Annotated in this window: 18 protein-coding genes and 1 riboswitch; of the genes, 9 read left to right on the top strand and 9 right to left on the bottom strand. The window is 71.7% G+C overall.

Annotation, left to right across the window (positions count from 1 at the left end):
• Positions 1-67 precede the first annotated feature (67 nt).
• From QLQ12_RS29590 to QLQ12_RS29575, 4 genes are all read left to right on the top strand, one after another.
• On the top strand, positions 68-916 hold the full coding sequence (locus QLQ12_RS29590) for a helix-turn-helix transcriptional regulator (protein WP_282763858.1): 849 nt from the start codon (positions 68-70) through the stop codon (positions 914-916).
• A gap of 313 nt (positions 917-1,229) precedes the next feature.
• Positions 1,230-1,327, top strand: a riboswitch (glycine riboswitch).
• A 24-nt stretch (positions 1,328-1,351) separates the two neighbouring features.
• Positions 1,352-2,398 carry a glycine cleavage system aminomethyltransferase GcvT gene (gene gcvT / locus QLQ12_RS29585; protein ID WP_282763857.1) on the top strand — a complete coding sequence of 349 codons (1,047 nt, stop codon included), beginning with the start codon at positions 1,352-1,354 and terminating at the stop codon, positions 2,396-2,398.
• A 3-nt stretch (positions 2,399-2,401) separates the two neighbouring features.
• Positions 2,402-3,736 carry an L-serine ammonia-lyase gene (locus QLQ12_RS29580; protein WP_282763856.1) on the top strand — a complete coding sequence of 445 codons (1,335 nt, stop codon included), beginning with the start codon at positions 2,402-2,404 and terminating at the stop codon, positions 3,734-3,736.
• Positions 3,737-3,789: 53 nt separating this feature from the next.
• Positions 3,790-4,014, top strand: coding sequence for a hypothetical protein (locus tag QLQ12_RS29575; RefSeq protein ID WP_282763855.1), 225 nt, complete (start codon positions 3,790-3,792; stop codon positions 4,012-4,014).
• 2 nt (positions 4,015-4,016) lie between these two features.
• On the opposite strand, the gene QLQ12_RS29570 is transcribed toward QLQ12_RS29575, so the two are convergent.
• Genes QLQ12_RS29570 through QLQ12_RS29560 form a run of 3 tightly spaced genes read right to left on the bottom strand, consistent with a single transcriptional unit; the run spans position 4,017 to position 6,798 of the window.
• Entirely contained in the window at positions 4,017-5,123 is a 1,107-nt protein-coding gene (locus QLQ12_RS29570; protein ID WP_282763854.1) for a sensor histidine kinase, read from the bottom strand.
• A complete protein-coding gene (locus tag QLQ12_RS29565) occupies positions 5,120-5,779 on the bottom strand; it encodes a response regulator (protein ID WP_282763894.1) in 660 nt (219 codons plus the stop codon). The genes QLQ12_RS29570 and QLQ12_RS29565 overlap by 4 nt, the downstream gene beginning before the upstream one ends.
• Positions 5,780-5,826: 47 nt before the next feature.
• Positions 5,827-6,798, bottom strand: coding sequence for a LysR substrate-binding domain-containing protein (locus QLQ12_RS29560; protein ID WP_282763853.1), 972 nt, complete (start codon positions 6,796-6,798; stop codon positions 5,827-5,829).
• A gap of 78 nt (positions 6,799-6,876) precedes the next feature.
• Between QLQ12_RS29560 and QLQ12_RS29555 the strand changes: the two genes are divergently transcribed.
• From QLQ12_RS29555 to QLQ12_RS29535, 5 genes are read left to right on the top strand one after another with little or no spacing between them, the layout of a single operon-like run.
• Entirely contained in the window at positions 6,877-8,049 is a 1,173-nt protein-coding gene (locus tag QLQ12_RS29555; RefSeq protein WP_282763852.1) for a thiolase family protein, read from the top strand.
• Positions 8,046-8,708 carry a 3-oxoacid CoA-transferase subunit A gene (locus tag QLQ12_RS29550; protein ID WP_282763851.1) on the top strand — a complete coding sequence of 221 codons (663 nt, stop codon included), beginning with the start codon at positions 8,046-8,048 and terminating at the stop codon, positions 8,706-8,708. The genes QLQ12_RS29555 and QLQ12_RS29550 overlap by 4 nt, the downstream gene beginning before the upstream one ends.
• Complete coding sequence (locus QLQ12_RS29545; RefSeq protein WP_282763850.1) at positions 8,705-9,346, top strand: 3-oxoacid CoA-transferase subunit B; 642 nt, start codon at positions 8,705-8,707, stop codon at positions 9,344-9,346. The genes QLQ12_RS29550 and QLQ12_RS29545 overlap by 4 nt, the downstream gene beginning before the upstream one ends.
• A 58-nt stretch (positions 9,347-9,404) precedes the next feature.
• Positions 9,405-9,932, top strand: coding sequence for a GNAT family N-acetyltransferase (locus tag QLQ12_RS29540; RefSeq protein ID WP_282763848.1), 528 nt, complete (start codon positions 9,405-9,407; stop codon positions 9,930-9,932).
• Positions 9,932-10,381, top strand: coding sequence for a hypothetical protein (locus QLQ12_RS29535; RefSeq protein ID WP_282763847.1), 450 nt, complete (start codon positions 9,932-9,934; stop codon positions 10,379-10,381). The genes QLQ12_RS29540 and QLQ12_RS29535 overlap by 1 nt, the downstream gene beginning before the upstream one ends.
• Here QLQ12_RS29535 and QLQ12_RS29530 read toward each other — a convergent pair.
• The 6 genes from QLQ12_RS29530 to QLQ12_RS29505 all read right to left on the bottom strand — a co-directional run bounded on the left by QLQ12_RS29530 (position 10,284) and on the right by QLQ12_RS29505 (position 16,029).
• Complete coding sequence (locus tag QLQ12_RS29530) at positions 10,284-11,063, bottom strand: ABC transporter ATP-binding protein (RefSeq protein WP_282763845.1); 780 nt, start codon at positions 11,061-11,063, stop codon at positions 10,284-10,286. The genes QLQ12_RS29535 and QLQ12_RS29530 overlap by 98 nt on opposite strands.
• Entirely contained in the window at positions 11,060-12,094 is a 1,035-nt protein-coding gene (locus QLQ12_RS29525) for a FecCD family ABC transporter permease (RefSeq protein WP_282763844.1), read from the bottom strand. Before QLQ12_RS29525 ends, QLQ12_RS29530 begins: the two co-directional genes overlap by 4 nt.
• A gap of 2 nt (positions 12,095-12,096) precedes the next feature.
• Positions 12,097-13,125 (bottom strand): FecCD family ABC transporter permease, encoded by a 1,029-nt coding sequence (locus QLQ12_RS29520; protein ID WP_282763842.1) that lies wholly within the window; start codon positions 13,123-13,125, stop codon positions 12,097-12,099.
• An 8-nt stretch (positions 13,126-13,133) separates the two neighbouring features.
• Positions 13,134-14,150, bottom strand: coding sequence for an ABC transporter substrate-binding protein (locus tag QLQ12_RS29515; protein WP_282763841.1), 1,017 nt, complete (start codon positions 14,148-14,150; stop codon positions 13,134-13,136).
• Between the two features lie 122 nt (positions 14,151-14,272).
• Positions 14,273-15,682, bottom strand: a complete 1,410-nt coding sequence (locus QLQ12_RS29510) for a hypothetical protein (protein ID WP_282763839.1) — start codon at positions 15,680-15,682, stop codon at positions 14,273-14,275.
• A complete protein-coding gene (locus QLQ12_RS29505) occupies positions 15,679-16,029 on the bottom strand; it encodes a PadR family transcriptional regulator (protein ID WP_282763838.1) in 351 nt (116 codons plus the stop codon). The genes QLQ12_RS29510 and QLQ12_RS29505 overlap by 4 nt, the downstream gene beginning before the upstream one ends.
• Positions 16,030-16,094: the final 65 nt, after the last annotated feature.

Here is a 16,094-nt window from a genome sequence, read left to right as displayed (position 1 = left end):
GCGGACCGGCCTGCCTAGGATCGGCGGTCCTTGGCTCTGCTCCGGCGAGTGCGCGACCATGGCGGTCATGGATCGACGGGAACTCGCCGACTTCGTGCGCCGGTGCCGGGAACGACTGCGGCCCAAGGACGTCGGGCTCACGGCGGGACCGCGGCGGCGGACCCCCGGGTTGCGCCGTGAGGAGGTGGCGCTGCTCGCCGGGATGTCCGCGGATTACCTGATGCGCCTGGAACAGGCGCGCAGCCCGCAGCCGTCCACACAGATCCTGCGCGCCCTGGGGCAGGCGCTGCGGCTCAGCGACGACGAACGCGACCATCTGTACCTGCTGGCCGGGCACCGCCCGCCGGCCGGGCGGCCGGCGGGCGGTCACGTGCGGCCCGGGTTGCTCTACCTCCTCGATCAGCTGACCGGGGTCCCGGCGCAGGTGATCAGCGACCTCGGGGATCTGCTGGCGCAGAACGCGCTGGCCGAGACGCTGTTCGGCGACGTCTGCCCGACGGTGCGGCACGACCACGAGCAGGACCACAACATCGTGTGGCGCTGGTTCAACGATCCACGGATCCGGGCCGCCTATCCGCTCGAGGAGCACGATTACTGCAGCCGGCTGCATGTGGCGGACCTGCGGGCGGCGGTCGCGCGGCGGGGCCCGGATCCGGTGGCGTCCCGGCTGGTCGAGCGGCTGCGGTCGGGGAGCGCGGAGTTCGCGACACTGTGGGACCGGCACGAGGTGGCGGTGCGCCGGCACAGCCGGCTGCGGGTGCAGCACCCGACCGTGGGGCTGCTCGAACTCGACTGCGAGACGCTGCTCACGCCGGCGGAGGACCAGCGGCTCGTGCTGCTCACCGCCCCGCCCGGCACCCCGACCGCGGGACACCTGGACCTGCTGCGGGTCGTCGGCCAGGAGTCCTTCGCCTGACCGGTCCGCTTCTCCCCCGCGCGGGCTGCCCGGTCAGGCGACCATCGGCTGGGTCTCGGACTCGGTGAGGTGAACGGTGCACAGGCCGCCCCGCTGGGCGGTGATCCCGGTGACCTCGAGAAGGCCTGGAGAGCCGCCGGCAGGAGACCGTCGGAGAAGGTGGGAATGCGGACCCCGACCAGGTAGGGTCCCAGCCACAAGTGAACATTTTCGCCGCGACAGCCGCCGCGGGAGAGTCCTCGCCGCCCGCGGCGAGGACGCCGAAGGAGCAACTTCTCCCTCAGAATCTCTCAGGCCCCCGTACCGCGATCGGTGAGGCGACTCTGGAAAGTCAGGACCACGCGTCCTGCGCCCAAGGTGCAAGCCGCCCCGGCGGTGAACCTCTCAGGCATCGATGACAGAGCGGGGGAGGCCCGACGACGAAGGAGCCTCCCTGTGCGAAACACCGCCCTGCACGACGTCCATGAGCGCCTCGGCGCCACCATGACCGGGTTCGCCGGGTGGTCGATGCCGCTGCGGTACGGCAGCGACATCGGCGAGCACCACGCCGTCCGCCGGTCCGCCGGCCTGTTCGATCTCGGTCACATGGGCCAGCTGGAGGTGACCGGCGGCGAGGCGGCCGCGTTCCTCGACCACGCGCTGGTGGGCCGGCTCTCCGCGGTGGCCGTGGGCCGGGCGAAATACACGATGCTCTGCCACAGCACCGGCGGCGTCCTCGACGACCTGGTCGTCTACCGTCTCGCCGAGCAGAGGTTCCTGGTGGTGGCGAACGCCGCGAACACGCCGATCGTGCGGGCGATGCTCGGTGAGCACTCCGGCGGCTACGCGGTCTCGATCGATGACGCGAACCGGGCGCTGATCGCGGTGCAGGGCCCGCACGCGGTCAAGATCGTCGGTGAGCATCCCGACCTGCGCTACTACGCCATCAAGCCGGAGCGGCTGGCCGGCTGTGACGTGCTGCTGGCCCGTACCGGCTACACGGGTGAGGACGGCTTCGAGATCTACTGCGCGAACACCGACGCGGAGACGGTCTGGGAGTGGGCGATCGCGGCCGGCGCGCTGCCCGCCGGCCTGGCCTGCCGCGACACGCTCCGGCTGGAGGCGGGCATGCCCCTGTACGGCCACGAGCTCACCGTGCACACCACCCCGTTCGACGCGGGGCTGGGCCGGGTCGTGGCCCTGGACAAGCGCGACTTCGTGGGCGCCGCCGCCCTGCGCGCCGCGCGGCCGGAGAAGGTGCTGGTGGGGATCGTGGCGAAGAGCCGGCGATCGCCGCGCGCCGGACACGCGGTGCTGGACCCGGCAACCGGCGAGCGGATCGGTGAGATCACCAGCGGAGCGCCGTCGCCGACGCTGGGCCACCCGATCGCCATGGCCTACGTCGCGAAGCAGCACAGCGAGGTGGGTACCGGCGTCGCCGTCGACATCCGCGGCAGACGCGAGGAAGCCGACATCGTCGCCCTCCCGTTCTACCGGCGGTAGACCATGGCCGTCTCCGTCTTCGACCTGTTCTCCATCGGTATCGGCCCGTCCAGCTCGCACACGGTCGGCCCGATGCGCGCCGCCCGGTTGTTCAGCGCCGCCCTCGCCGGCGCGCGGGTCGCCTCCGTCCGGGCCGAGTTGTTCGGCTCGCTCGGCGCGACCGGCCACGGCCACGGCACTCCCAAGGCGGTGCTGCTCGGGCTGGAGGGTGCGCAGCCGGAGACCGTCGACACCGCCACCGCCGACGAGCGGGCCGCCCGGATCAACGACGCCGGCCGGCTCACCCTGCCCGGCGGCCACCCCGCCGGGGTCGAGGTGGTGCTGCACCGGCGGCGCACCCTGCCCGGACATCCCAACGGCATGACCTTCACCGCGTTCGCCGCCGATGGCGCCGAACTGCTCCGTAAATCCTATTTCTCGGTCGGCGGCGGCTTCGTCGTGCCCGACGGCGATGTGGGGGTACGACCGGATCCGGCCCCCGTCGCACACCCCTTCTCGTCAGGCGCCGAACTGTTGTCGCTGACCGCGGCCACCGGCCTGCCGATCGCCCGCCTGATGCTCGCCAACGAGGCCGTGCGGCGGCCGGAGGCCGAGGTCCGTGCCGGGCTGCTGAACATCTGGCGGGTGATGCGTGACTGCATCGACGACGGCCTGGCCGCCGAGGGCCTGCTGCCGGGCGGGCTGAAGGTGCGCCGGCGGGCCGCTGCCACGGCCCGTCAGCTGCGTGCCGCCGGTGATCCGCTCGCGCACGCGATGGAGTGGCTGACCGTCTACGCGATGGCGGTGAACGAACAGAACGCCGCCGGCGGCCGGGTCGTCACCGCGCCGACGAACGGCGCGGCCGGGATCATTCCGGCCGTGCTGCGCTACTACCAGGACTTCGTGCCCGGCGCCGACGACGACGGGGTGGTCCGGTTCCTGCTCACGGCGGGCGCGATCGGGTGGCTGTTCAAGGAGAACGCCAGCATCTCCGGCGCCGAGGTGGGGTGTCAGGGCGAGGTGGGGTCGGCGTGCGCGATGGCGGCGGCCGGTCTGGCCGAGGTGCTGGGCGGCACGCCGGAGCAGGTGGAGAACGCCGCCGAGATCGGCATGGAGCACAACCTGGGCCTGACCTGTGATCCGGTCGGCGGGCTGGTGCAGATCCCGTGCATCGAGCGCAACGGCATGGGCGCGGTCAAGGCGGTCACCGCTGCCCGGATGGCGCTGCGCGGCGATGGCCGTCATCACGTCTCTCTCGACAAGGTCATCAAGACCATGAAGGAGACCGGCGCGGACATGAAGGACAAGTACAAGGAGACCTCTCGCGGTGGCCTCGCCGTCAACGTCATCGAATGCTGACCGAACGGCCGGGAGTCCTCAACTCCGTGAGCAGGCGGCCGACGGTCACGGACATGGCCCGATTCAAGCTTCTCAGCTTCCCGGCGGTCGCGCCCGGTGACCGGATCGCGGCGACGTCGCTGTCCCGCACCCGGGTGCTCCCGGCGGCCCCTGCCGAGGCGGACACCGCGGGCGGCTGCCCGGCCGAACCGCAAAGCCAGGCCGACTCGCACAGCCAGGCCGACTCGCACAGCCAGGCCGGCCCGCACAGCGTCTCGGACAGCGAGGGAACCGGCTGAGGTCAGCCGGTGTGGGCGGGAAGGCTCATCCGGAGGCGGTAACCGCCGTCGGCGGTGGGGCCCGTCTCCAGGCTGCCGTGCAGCAGTTCGGCGCGTTCGTGCAGCCCGATCAGGCCCTGATGGGCGCCGGGCAGCGGCAGGGACGGCCGGGCCGGGGGCGTGTTGGTGACGGTGACCCCGATGTGCGAGCCGTCGTGCCAGAGTTCGACGGTCGCGGCGGCGCCGGGAGCGTGCTTGCGCACGTTGGTGAGCGCCTCCTGGACCGTACGGTAGAGGGCTCGCTGTGTCGGTGTGCCGACCGCGACGGTGAGGTCGCCGGTGAGCCGGGCCTCGAGTCCGCTGCCGGCGACCAGCGTGCGCAGGTCGGCGAGGGTCGGTTGCGGGGTGAGCTGGGTGGTGTCGTCGCCGGAGCCGCGCAGCAGGGTGACCATGGTCCGCAGTTCGTCGAGGGTGCCGACGCTCAGCGAGCGGATGGTCCGGACGGCCTCGCGGATGTCCGGGTCTCCGACGGCGACCTGGAGCGCGCCGGCCTGCACGGCGATCAGGCTGACCTGGTGCGAGACGACGTCGTGCATCTCGCGGGCGAGCTGGGCCCGCTCCTGGGCGAGGATGGCCTGGGCGTGCAGGACCCGCTCATGCTCCTTGACCTCCTCGATCTCCTCCAGCCGCTGCGACAGGTCGGTGCGGGTCTGGACGAGCTGGCCGAGCAGGACCGGCAGAACCACCGCGGCCAGGGCGTAGGCCAGGTGGATCAGGCTGTCGCCGATCTTGACCGGTCCCTCCGCCAGCGGTGACGGCGCGGCGCCGGCGATCGCGGCCAGCACCACGCAGACGGCCAGCAGCCGGCGGTCACGCGATCGGGCGGCCAGCGTGTAGAGGGCGACGCACGGTGCGACGAGCGCGGCCTCCAGGAGCGCCCCGGGCAGCGTGAGCAACACGACGGCCAGCGGAAACCAGCGCCGCAGCACGAGGGCCGCGCAGGCGGCGACCCCGGACGCCACACTGAGCGGGTGGTCGCTCCACAGGTCGACCCAGATGTCGAGAGCGGCCGCGACGATCAGTGCGACGTCCACCACAGGTTTGGGGACACGCAGCAGAACGTCCTTCATCGGCTGTCCTCCAGCAGGCCGGCTCGTTGGGCGAGCAGGGCGGCCTGCACCCGGCCGGACACGCGCAGCTTGGTGAGCACGGCGCTGACGTGGTCCTTCACGGTGCCGGTGCCCAGGTGCAGGCGCACGCCGATCTCGGCGTTCGACAGGCCTTCGGCCAGCAGCACGAGGACATCACGTTCCCGGCCGGTCAGCCGCTCCAGGCGGGCGGTCACCTCCCGGTCGACGGCGAAGTCGTCGGTACGCGGCAGGCTGCGCAGCAGAGTCCGGGACGCCTTCGCCGACATCACCACCCCACCGGCGGCCAGCGTGCGTACGAGCTGCGCCAGGTGTTCGGGCTCGGTGTCCTTGAGCAGGAAACCGGCCGCGCCCGCATGCAGGGCGGTCAGGACGTACTCGTCGGCGTCGAACGTGGTCAGCATCGCCACGACCGGCGGCTCCGGCAGCGCACGCACCTGGCCGAGGACGGTGAGCCCGTCGACGTCCGGCATCCGGATGTCGAGCAGCACCACGTCCGGCCGGTTCTCACGGACGGCGTCGAGCGCGTCCGCGCCGTTCGTGGCCGCCACGACCTCGATGTCCGGCGCCGCGTTCAGAATCATCTTGAAGCCCGAACGCACCAGTGCCTCGTCGTCGACGACCACCACCCGGATCACGTGCACCCCGTCACCTGCTCTTGAGCACTACCAGTTGCGCCATCTTTCTAGCGGGGCGAGCGCCGAATGATCACCCCCCGACCGGCGGAAGCTTCCCCGCCGGTCAGCCGCTCCTGTGGCGGGCCGGATGTCAGGGGCGAGGCGGCCACCTGGAACAGCACTCGTGTCGCCTGCTCGATCACCGGGGACTCGTCGTCGGCGCGAACGGCGACGGCCAGGTCGATCCGGGCGCCGGCGCCGGCCAGCGGGCGGTAGATCGTGCCGGGCACGCCGAGCTGTGCCACCGGCTCGGGCACGATCGCCAGGCCCAGGCCCGCGGCGACGAACGTGACCAGGGTGGAGGTCTCCATGACCTCGTGACGGACGCGCGGCTCGAACCCCGCGCGGCCGCACAGGCGCCGGACCACGCCGTACATCGCGGAGTCCCGGGCGGCGTGCGCCACGAAGTCCTCGTCGCGCAGGTCGGTGACGCTCAGCCGCTTGCGCGCGGTGAGCCGGTGCCCGTCCGGGAGGGCGACGATCAGGGCGTCGCTGCGCAGCGTGCGCACCCGGATGCCCGGGTCGCCGACCGGCGGGCGCAGCAGGGCCAGGTCGATGTCGCGGCTCTGCAGCGCGGCCACCTGCTGGGCGCCGAGCATCTCGCCGCGGAAGGCGACCTCGACCCCGGGCAGTTCCTCGCGCAGGCGCCGGGCCATGGCGGGCAGGAGGCTATAGGTGGCCGAGCCCACGCAGCCGACCGAGAGCCGGCCCTGCAGACCGGCCGCCACCCGGCGGGCGACCTCGCCGGCGTCGTCGACGGCGGCCAGGACGGCACGCACCCGCTCCAGGTATGCCGCACCGGCCTCGGTCAGCTCGACCCGGCGGGTGCTGCGGGTCAGCAGGACCACGCCGAGCTCGGTCTCCAGGTGACGGATCTGCTGGGACAGCGGGGGCTGGGCCATGTGCAGGCGGGCGGCGGCACGGCCGAAGTGGCGCTCCTCGGCCACGGCCAGGAAGTAGCGCAGGTGACGCAGCTCCATGCGATTGATACTTGCAGAGTCCTGGTCGAGTCAGAAAGAGTATTTCTGAATATCAGAGCTGGTCACTAGCGTGGGGGCATGGCTCCGTCATATCTGTACGCCGCTGTCCGTACGCCGTTCGGCCGGTACTCGGGCGCGCTCGCCGAGATGCGCCCGGACGATCTGGCCGCCGCCGCGCTGTCCGGTCTGCTGGCCAAGGCCCCCGACCTGGATCCCGGCCGGATCGACGACGTGTACTGGGGCAACGCCAACGGCGCCGGTGAGGACAACCGCAACGTCGGCCGGATGGCGGTGCTGCTGGCCGGGCTGCCGACGTCGGTGCCCGCGGCGACGGTGAACCGGCTCTGCGGGTCGAGCCTGGACGCGGCGATCATCGGTTCCCGGGCGATCGCGGCCGGCGACGCCGACGTGGTCGTGGCCGGCGGGGTGGAGTCGATGACCCGGGCCCCGTGGGTGCTGCCGAAACCGTCACGCGCCTTTCCCGCTCAGAACATGGAGGCGGTGTCCACCACGCTCGGCTGGCGGCTGGTCAACCCGAAGATGCCCGCCGAGTGGACCGCTTCGCTCGGCGAGTGCAACGAGCAGCTTGGCGACAAGCACGGCATCTCCCGTGAGCGACAGGACGCGTTCGCCGCCCGCTCCCACCAGTTGGCCGCCCGAGCATGGGATGACGGCTTCTATCGCGACTTGACCATCGCCGTCGGCGATCTCGACCGTGACGAGAGCATCCGCGCCGACAGCACCGTCGACAAGCTCGCCACGCTGAAGCCGTCGTTCCGCAAGGACGGCACGATCACGGCCGGTAACGCCTCCCCGCTCAACGACGGCGCCGCCGCGGTGCTGCTCGGATCAGCCCACGCCGGGCGACGGATCGGACTCGACCCCCTCGCCCGCATCGCCGGGCGGGCCGCGCACGCGGTGGACCCGCAGGAGTTCGGGTTCGCTCCGGTCGAGGCCGCGCACAAGGCGCTGCGCCAGGCGGGCATCGGCTGGTCCGACGTCGACGCGGTCGAGCTGAACGAGGCCTTCGCCGTGCAGTCCCTCGCGTGCGTCGACGCGTGGGGGGTGGATCCGGAGATCGTCAACACCCGGGGTGGGGCGATCGCGATCGGTCACCCGCTCGGCGCCTCTGGCGCCCGCATCCTGGGCACTCTGGCTCACGTGCTGCGCGAACGCGGCCAGCGCTGGGGTGTCGCCGCGATCTGCATCGGTGTCGGCCAGGCCCTCGCCGTGGTCCTGGAGAACGCGTGAGGACCCGGGTGACCGACGCCCTGACCGCCGTGACGGAGGTCAGGGACGGCGACACCGTCCTGGTCGGCGGGTTCGGCATGGCCGGGATGCCCGTCGAGTTGATCGACGCCCTGATCGAGCACGGCGCCGGCGATCTGACGATCGTCAGCAACAACGCCGGCAACGGTGACACCGGCCTCGCCGCGCTGCTGGCGGCCGGGCGGGTCCGCAAGATGGTGTGCTCGTTCCCCCGGCAGGCCGACTCGTGGGTGTTCGACGGCCTCTACCGGGCCGGGAAGATCGAACTGGAGCTGGTCCCACAGGGCGATCTGGCCGAGCGGATGCGCGCCGCCGGCGCCGGAATCGGCGCGTTCTACTGCCCGACCGGAGTCGGCACCCCGATCGCCGAGGGCCGCGAGACCAGGGTCATCGACGGCCGGGAGTACGTGCTGGCGTACCCGATCCGCGGTGATGTCGCCCTGATCCGCGCGCACCGGGCCGACCGGCTCGGCAATCTCGTCTACCGCAAGACGGCCCGCAACTTCGGCCCGGTCATGGCCACCGCCGCGACCCTGACGATCGCCCAGGTGTCGGAGATCGTGGAGATCGGTGAGCTCGACCCGGAGAACATCGTGACACCCTCGATCTATGTGGACCGGCTCGTGGAGGCGCCCCGATGAACCAGCCACTGGGCAAGGACGACCTCGCGCGACTGATCGCCGCCGACATACCCGACGGCGCCTACGTCAACCTGGGCATCGGTCAGCCCACCTCGATCGCCCACTACCTGAACCCGGACAGCGGGGTCATCCTGCACACCGAGAACGGCATGCTCGGCATGGGCGAGATCGTCGCCGCCGACCAGGCCGACGGGGACCTCACCAACGCCGGCAAGCAGCCGGTCACCGAACTGCCCGGGGCGGCCTACTTCCACCACGCCGACAGCTTCGCGATGATGCGCGGCGGGCACCTCGACGTGTGTGTGATGGGCGCCTTCCAGGTCTCGGCGGACGGCGACCTGGCGAACTGGCACACCGGCGCCGCCGACGCGATCCCGGCGGTCGGCGGGGCGATGGATCTCGCGGTGGGCGCCAAGCAGGTGTGGGTGATGATGACCCTGTTCACCAAGGGCGGCGAGCCCAAGCTGGTGCCGTCCTGCAGCTATCCGCTCACCGGCAAGGCCTGTGTGACCAGGGTGTACACCGAAGTGGCGACATTCCACATCACACCCGGCGGGGTTCGGGTCGCCGACACGTACGGCATCACGTTCGAAGAATTGGCCGAACGGCTGGACGTTTCGCTCATCCGTACGCAATAGATGTGAACGAGCACGGAGGTCGGCGGGCCGACGGTGATCCGGGTTTACTCTTGCGGGCGTGCCGAGATCATCGTTGACCGCCGAAGTCCGTGAAGCCGTCGAGACAGACGTGGCCGCCATCGCCCGGATCTGCTCCACGTCCTATCGCGACGCCTACCGGGACCTGCTGCCCGAGGGCTACATCGAGCGCAGCGTCGTCGCGTTCTACAGCGAACCGAGGATCGCCCGCGACGTGGCGCCGTCGCCGCCCGAGTGGTTCGGTTACCAGGTCGTCGAAGAGGACGGGCGGCTGCTCGGCGCGGCCGGTGGCGGGATGAGCGGCCCGGCGTCCGGTGAGCTGTCGCTGATCTACCTGGACTCGGCCGAGCGCGGGCGTGGTCTGGGCACGCTCCTGCTGGAGCGGGTGACCGGGCAGATCCGGGCGGCGGGCGGCACCGAGATGTGGGTGTCGGTGTTCCTCGGCGACCGGGCGGGCATCGGCTTCTACCGGGCTCGGGGCTTCGAGCCGATCGAGACGGTACGGGCCACCCTGTCACGCACCGACGACCACATCAGCGCCCTGCGCATGCGGCGTTTCCTGCCCTGATGGACCGGGTCGAGATCACCGACGAGGGCGTCGTCGTGACACGCGCGTCCGAGGCGGAGTTCTCGGTGTTCGGCACGCAGACGCGCCCGGCCTCCACCCATGTGAGCAGCCTGCCGTGGGAGGAGATCTTCCGCGTCACGTTCCAGGTGAGCGAGATCCGCGGCCACTGGCGGTGGGTCAGCCTGGTGATCGATGTCGTCTGGGGCGAGTACTTCGAGGTGCACGACGACGCGGACGGGTTCGCCGAGACGGTGCGGGAGTTCTGCCGGTTGTCCGGCCTTCCCGTCCCCGACCCGGCGACCACACCGCCCGGCATCGTGACCATCTGGCCCGGACCGGACGACGACGGCGTCAGTCCTCCGCCGGCACCACCATCGGTGTTCCGGCGACCGGGTCCGGGACGACGACGCAAGTCAGGCCGAAGACCTTCTCGACCAAGGTGGCGGTGACCACCTCGGTGGGCGGGCCCTCGGCCACGATCGCGCCGTCCGCCATCGCGATGATGTGGTCGCAGAACCGGCAGGCCAGGTTGAGGTCGTGCAGCACCACCACGATCGTCTTGCCGGCATCGGCGTTCAGTTTCCGCAGCAGCCGCAGCAGATCGACCTGATGGGCGATGTCCAGGAAGGTCGTCGGCTCGTCGAGCAGAAGCAGATCGGTGTCCTGGGCGAGGGCCATCGCCACCCACACGCGCTGCCGCTGCCCGCCGGAGAGCTGCCGCAACGGGCGGTCCATCAGGTCGGCGGTGCCGGTGGCCTCGAGCGCACGGGCGACGGCGTCGTGGTCGCTCTCGGTCCAGCGGCGGAACCAGCCCTGGTGCGGGTAACGACCGCGGGAGACCAGGTCGGCGACGGTGATGCCGTCGGGGGCGACCGGGCTCTGCGGGAGCAGGCCGAGCACTTTGGCGACGTCGAGCGTACTCAGGTCGGAGACCGATTTCCCGTCCAGCAGGACGGTGCCGGCCCGGGGCGCCAGCAACCGGGCCAGGCCGCGCAGCAGGGTGGACTTGCCGCAGGCGTTGGCGCCGACGATCGCGGTCACCTTGCCGTCGAGCACGCTGACGTCGAGGTCTCGCACGATCGGTCGATCGTCGTAACCGAGGGTCAGCCCCTCGGCGCGCAGTCGGGTCATCCGCCCGCTCCTTGCCGGTTGGTGGTGGCCAGCAGCCACAGCAGATAGGGGGCGCCGACCGCGCCGGTCACCACTCCGGTGGGCAGGGGTGTCGGCATCAGGTGGACGGCGACGAGGTCGGCGGTGAGCATCAGGACGGCGCCGGCCAGCGCGGCGGCCGGGATGCCGCCGCCGGCGGGTCCGAGCAGCCGGTTGGCGATCGGCCCGGCCACCAGCGCGACGAAGACGATCGGGCCGGCCGCCGCGACGGCCAGGGCCACCAGCGTCACCGCCACGGCGAGCAGAGCGGCACGGCTGGCTTCGGTACGCGTGCCCAGCGCCCGGGCGGCGTCGTCGCCGAGCTCCAGCGCCCGCAACTGGCGTTGCAGCAGCATCGCCAGAGGCAGCAGCACGATCAGGGCGAGCACCAGCAGGCGCAGTTCGTCGCCGTTGGCCTGGCCGACCGAGCCGGTCATCCAGTGCATCGCCTGCCGCGCCTCGAACAGGTGGGCGCGGGTCAGCATGTATCCGATGAGACCCTCGAAGAACACGGCGACGCCGATGCCGATGAGGATGAACCGGTAACCGCTGACGCCGTCACGCCAGGCGAGCAGGTACATCAGGATGGCGGCGAGCAGCGCGCCACCGAGGGCGAGCCCGCTCACGGCGAGCCCGCCCACCTGCAGCACGACGATGCCGGTGACCGCGGCGAGGCTCGCGCCCCAGGTGATGCCGACGAAGTCCGGTGAGGCCAGCGGGTTGCGCAGCAACTGCTGGAAGATCGTGCCGGAGGCGCCCAGGGCGAGGCCGACGGCGCACGCGGTGGCCGCGGTCGGAAGCCGCAGCCCGCGGACGACGAAGTCGACGCTCGGATCGTCGCGCAGGTAGAGCACCGAGCCGATGACCTCGCCCGCGGTGAGCCGCATGCTGCCGGCCATCATGGTGAACACGAACAGGGCGAACGCCGCGGCGGCCAGGGCGGCGGTCACCGTGACCGAGCGCAGGGACCGGCTGCGGCGGGTGGCCCGGAGGGCGACGGCGGTGGTCGTCATGATCAGGCCTCCGACATCCGGCCGAAGCGGACGATGCCGACGAACACCGGCGCGCCGAGCAGCCCCAGGACGACGCCGACCTGCAGTTCGTCCGGCGTGACCACGAGCCGGCCGACCACGTCGGCGACCAGCAGGACGATCGGCGCGAGCAGCATCGAGTACGGCAGGATCCACCGGTAGTCGGGGCCGCACAGGAACCGTGCGACGTGCGGCACGACCAGGCCGACGAAGACGATCGGCCCGCACGCGGCGGTGGACGCGCCGGCCAGGACCGCGACCACACCGAACGCGGCGGCGCGGGTCAGGCCGACGCGCTGGCCCAGGCCCCGGGCCACGTCCTCGCCCAGGGCCAGGCCGTTGAGGGAGCGGCCGAACGCGAGCGAGGCGACCAGGCCCGCGATCAGGAACGGGGCGACTCCGGTGAGGATCGGCGCGTACCGGCCGGCGAGCGAGCCGACCTGCCAGAACCGCAGCTCGTTGAGGGCGTCCACGTTGGTCATCACGATGCCGGTGGTCATCGAGCCGAGCCCGGCGGTGACGGCGGCGCCGGCCAGGGCGAGCTTGATCGGGGTGGCGCCCTCCCGGCCGAGGGAGGCGACCGCGTAGACCAGCACCAGGGCGGCGATCGCCCCGGCGAAGGCGAACCACACGTACACCCCGGCGCCGCGGACGCCGAGCACGGTGATGGCGAAGACCACGAAGACGGCCGCGCCGGAGTTGACGCCCATGATGCCGGCGTCGGCGAGCGGGTTGCGGGTGACGCCCTGCAACACGGCGCCGGCTACGCCGAGCGCGGCTCCGACCAGGATGCCGAGGAGGGTACGGGGAACGCGCAGCTCCAGCGTCACCGTGCTGTTGGTGGAGCCGTCGTCGCCGAGGCCACCCAGGGCCCGCAGCACCTCGGACAGCCCGATGTCGCGCGAGCCCTGGGTGACGCTGAGGAAGGCGACCACGGCCAGGACCGCGCCCAGCACGGCGAGCCCCGGCACGAGGGCGGCGGCTCGCCGTGGGGCGATCGTCGTAACGGTCATCGGTGTGGCTAGGAGCCGATGTTCTCGTTCGCCGACTTCACGGCGGTGGTCAGCTTGTCGAGTTCGGTGGCGAAGTCACCGTAGGTGTGCATCCAGTACGCCGGCCAGGCCACGACCGCGTTCTCCTTGGCCGCCTTGATCTTGAACCAGGTGGGCTGCTTCTTGCCCCACTCGGCGTTGGAGTCCGGCTTGAAGGCGCGGCCGTCCCAGAGGATCAGGTCGGGCTGGTACTTGTCGGAGTTCTCCCAGCTCAGGTTCTCCCAGTACGGGAAGGCCTTGTCGGGGCTGTCCGGGTTCATCACCTTGAGGCCGAAGCTCTGCAGGTCGAGCAGCTCCGGCGCGTACTCCGGGTTGGCGACGTAGATCTTATCGTCGGCCGGGGACATCGCCAGCACGGTCAGGCCCGGCTTGGCGGCGACAGCCTGCTTGAACGTGGCGACCGACGCGTCGAACCGCGTCTTGTTCGCGGCGAACTTCGGGTCGTCCACCTTGGCGCCGAGGCTCTTCGCGAGGGTCTCGTAGCCGTTGGCCAGTTCCAGGATCGACTTGCCCTGGGTGGCGCCGGCCACCGGGGCCAGCTCGGCGAGCTTCTTGCTCTTCTCGTCGACGCCCTCCTCAAGGCCGCTGTGCGCCTTCTCGGCGGGCCACCAGTCGGCGACGATGAGGTCCGGCCGCAGCGACGCCGCCTTCTCCACGTCGATCTTGCCCCACTCCTCGCCGAGGATCTCGATGCCGGTGAGGTCGAGGTTCTTGAGGTTCGGGTCGGTCTTGACGGACTCGTCCGCGTAGATGCCGACCGGCTTGATGCCGAACGACATCAGCGCCGCCGCCTCGCCGGCGTGGGCGATGATCCGGGTGGGGGTCTTGTCGGCCTTGACCACCTGGCCGGAACCGTCGGTGAAGGTCCACGGCCCGGCCGGGGCGGCACTCTGTCCGGACGAGGTGCCGGGGGTGTCCCCGGAACCACAGCCGGCGAGCGCGACGCTCAGAACCGAGACGGCGACAGCCGTACGCCATGCACGCATATGTAGGTATTCCGATCCGTGACGAACCTGTGAAGTTAGGTAAGGCTAACCATAACCACAGGTGTTTGGCTATCGGGGGTCCGAAGGCCTCCCACCGGATCGGCGCTGAGACGGCCCGCGCCTCAGCGGTACTCCCGGCCGTGCCGGACCGCGACCACCCCGGGCATCGGCGCCACCTCGTCGACCAGCGCCGGGAACACCCCGGGACTGCTCATGCCGATCTCCCAGAAGTAGGGCATCCGCATGCCGGAGTCGCCGGCGAGCCGCCCGCCGTCGCAGTAGGCGTGCCGGTACTCCTCGTCGGTCGGGTCGTAGTGGAACGAGAAGGACGTGGCGCCCCAGACGCGGCCGATCGCCGCCTCGGCGTAGTTGCGCTGCTCGTCGGTGGTGTTCTGGGCGATGTAGACCCGGGCCACCCGGCTGTGGGCGACGTCGGCGGGCGGCGGGTCGGCGGGCGGGCCGGACGGCGTGCACGTGGCGAACGCCGCGGATTGCCATCCGGTCGCGGCGACCACCGCGACCAGCGCCACCACCGCGACGGGAAGCACCACGCGCAACCGGGCCGCCGCAAGCGCCGCCACGCCCAGGACCAGGATCATCACACCCATGCCATCGGAGAGCACCCGCAGACCCAGCCAGTACACCTCGTCACCGGGCCGGTCCGGCTGCCCCGACCACGTCCCGCCGACCAGGGCGGAGAGCGGCGTCACCAGGGCGACCGCCCACCCCAGGAAGGCCGCGACCGTGGTTCGCAACGGGTGGCCCTCGCTGCGGCGGCTCGCCCATCCGAAGAGCAGCCACCCGGCGACGGCGCCGAGGACTCCCCCGGCGACGGCCACCCCCGGCAGCCAGGACGGCGCGGACCGGGTGAGCATGAAACTGGCGGCGCCGTCCGAGTCGTACGAGGCCCGGTTTCCCCAGTGGACACCGGTGTAGGTGAGCACGAGCCCATCGTGGGTCGCCCAGAATCCGGCGGTGCTGATCGGCGTGTCGCTGGCCACCTCCGTCTCGTAGGTGACCTCGCCGCGCACGTCCCAGCCGGCGGCGGCCAGCCGGTCACGGGCGCCCTTGGCATAGGTGTGGACGTCGCGGCTCGTGTCGCTGTGTTTCACCCAGTAGTCGGCGAACCCGTAGATCGTCCGGTCGCCGTCCGCGCTCGGCACGAACGGCTCCGCGTCGCCGCCACCCCACACCCGCTGCCCGGGGAAGACGGTCGCCCCGAGCTCCTGCGACTGCGCGCCGGCCGGCAGCGACGGCGCGTACACCCAGCCGATGCGGGCGGCGGCGGCCGCACCGAGCAGCCCGGTGGCGAGCGTGACCAAGGTGGCCAGGACGACGACGGCGTTGCTCGCCGGGCGGCCGAGGCGGGCGCGGAGCCCGTACCCGACGAGGTTGACGATCTCCCTGGCGGTGGGCCGGACGCGTTCGGCCGGGGCGCATTCGAGGAGGGTGGCGAGCATCTCGGCCCGGCGCGGGCCGGGCGGGTAGAAGCGCAGCCAGCGTGCGTAGCGGCGGGCGAGGCGATCGCTCACGGGGCCACCGGTCCCAGGCCGAAGCGACGGCGGGCGGCCAACTGAGCGGTGGCCGCCTCCACACCGGCCCGCAGCCGCTCGGTCTCGGCATCGAGCGCGGCGGCGCCGTCGGTGGTGAGCCGGTAGTAGCGGCGGGGCCGCCCGTCGACGGTCTCCTCCCGGTCCGGTTCGACCTGCCCGGTGGCGACGAGCCGGTCCAGGGCGGCGTAGAGGGTGCCGGCCTGCAGAGTGACGCGGCCACCGGAGAGGCGGGTGACCTGCTGGATCACCCCGTACCCGTGGCGGGGCTCGGGGGCGAGCGCGGTGAGGATCCAGAAGGTGGGTTCACGCATCGGGGCGGGGGCCATGACCGCCAATATAAAGATGATCTGACTATGGAGTCAACGAATCCGATGTTCGCCTATGGCTGTTT

This window comes from Actinoplanes sandaracinus (assembly GCF_030009775.1).
Classification (GTDB): domain Bacteria; phylum Actinomycetota; class Actinomycetes; order Mycobacteriales; family Micromonosporaceae; genus Actinoplanes; species Actinoplanes sandaracinus.
Note: the sequence above shows the minus strand (reverse complement) of the source record. Positions and strands in the feature narration are given on the sequence as shown.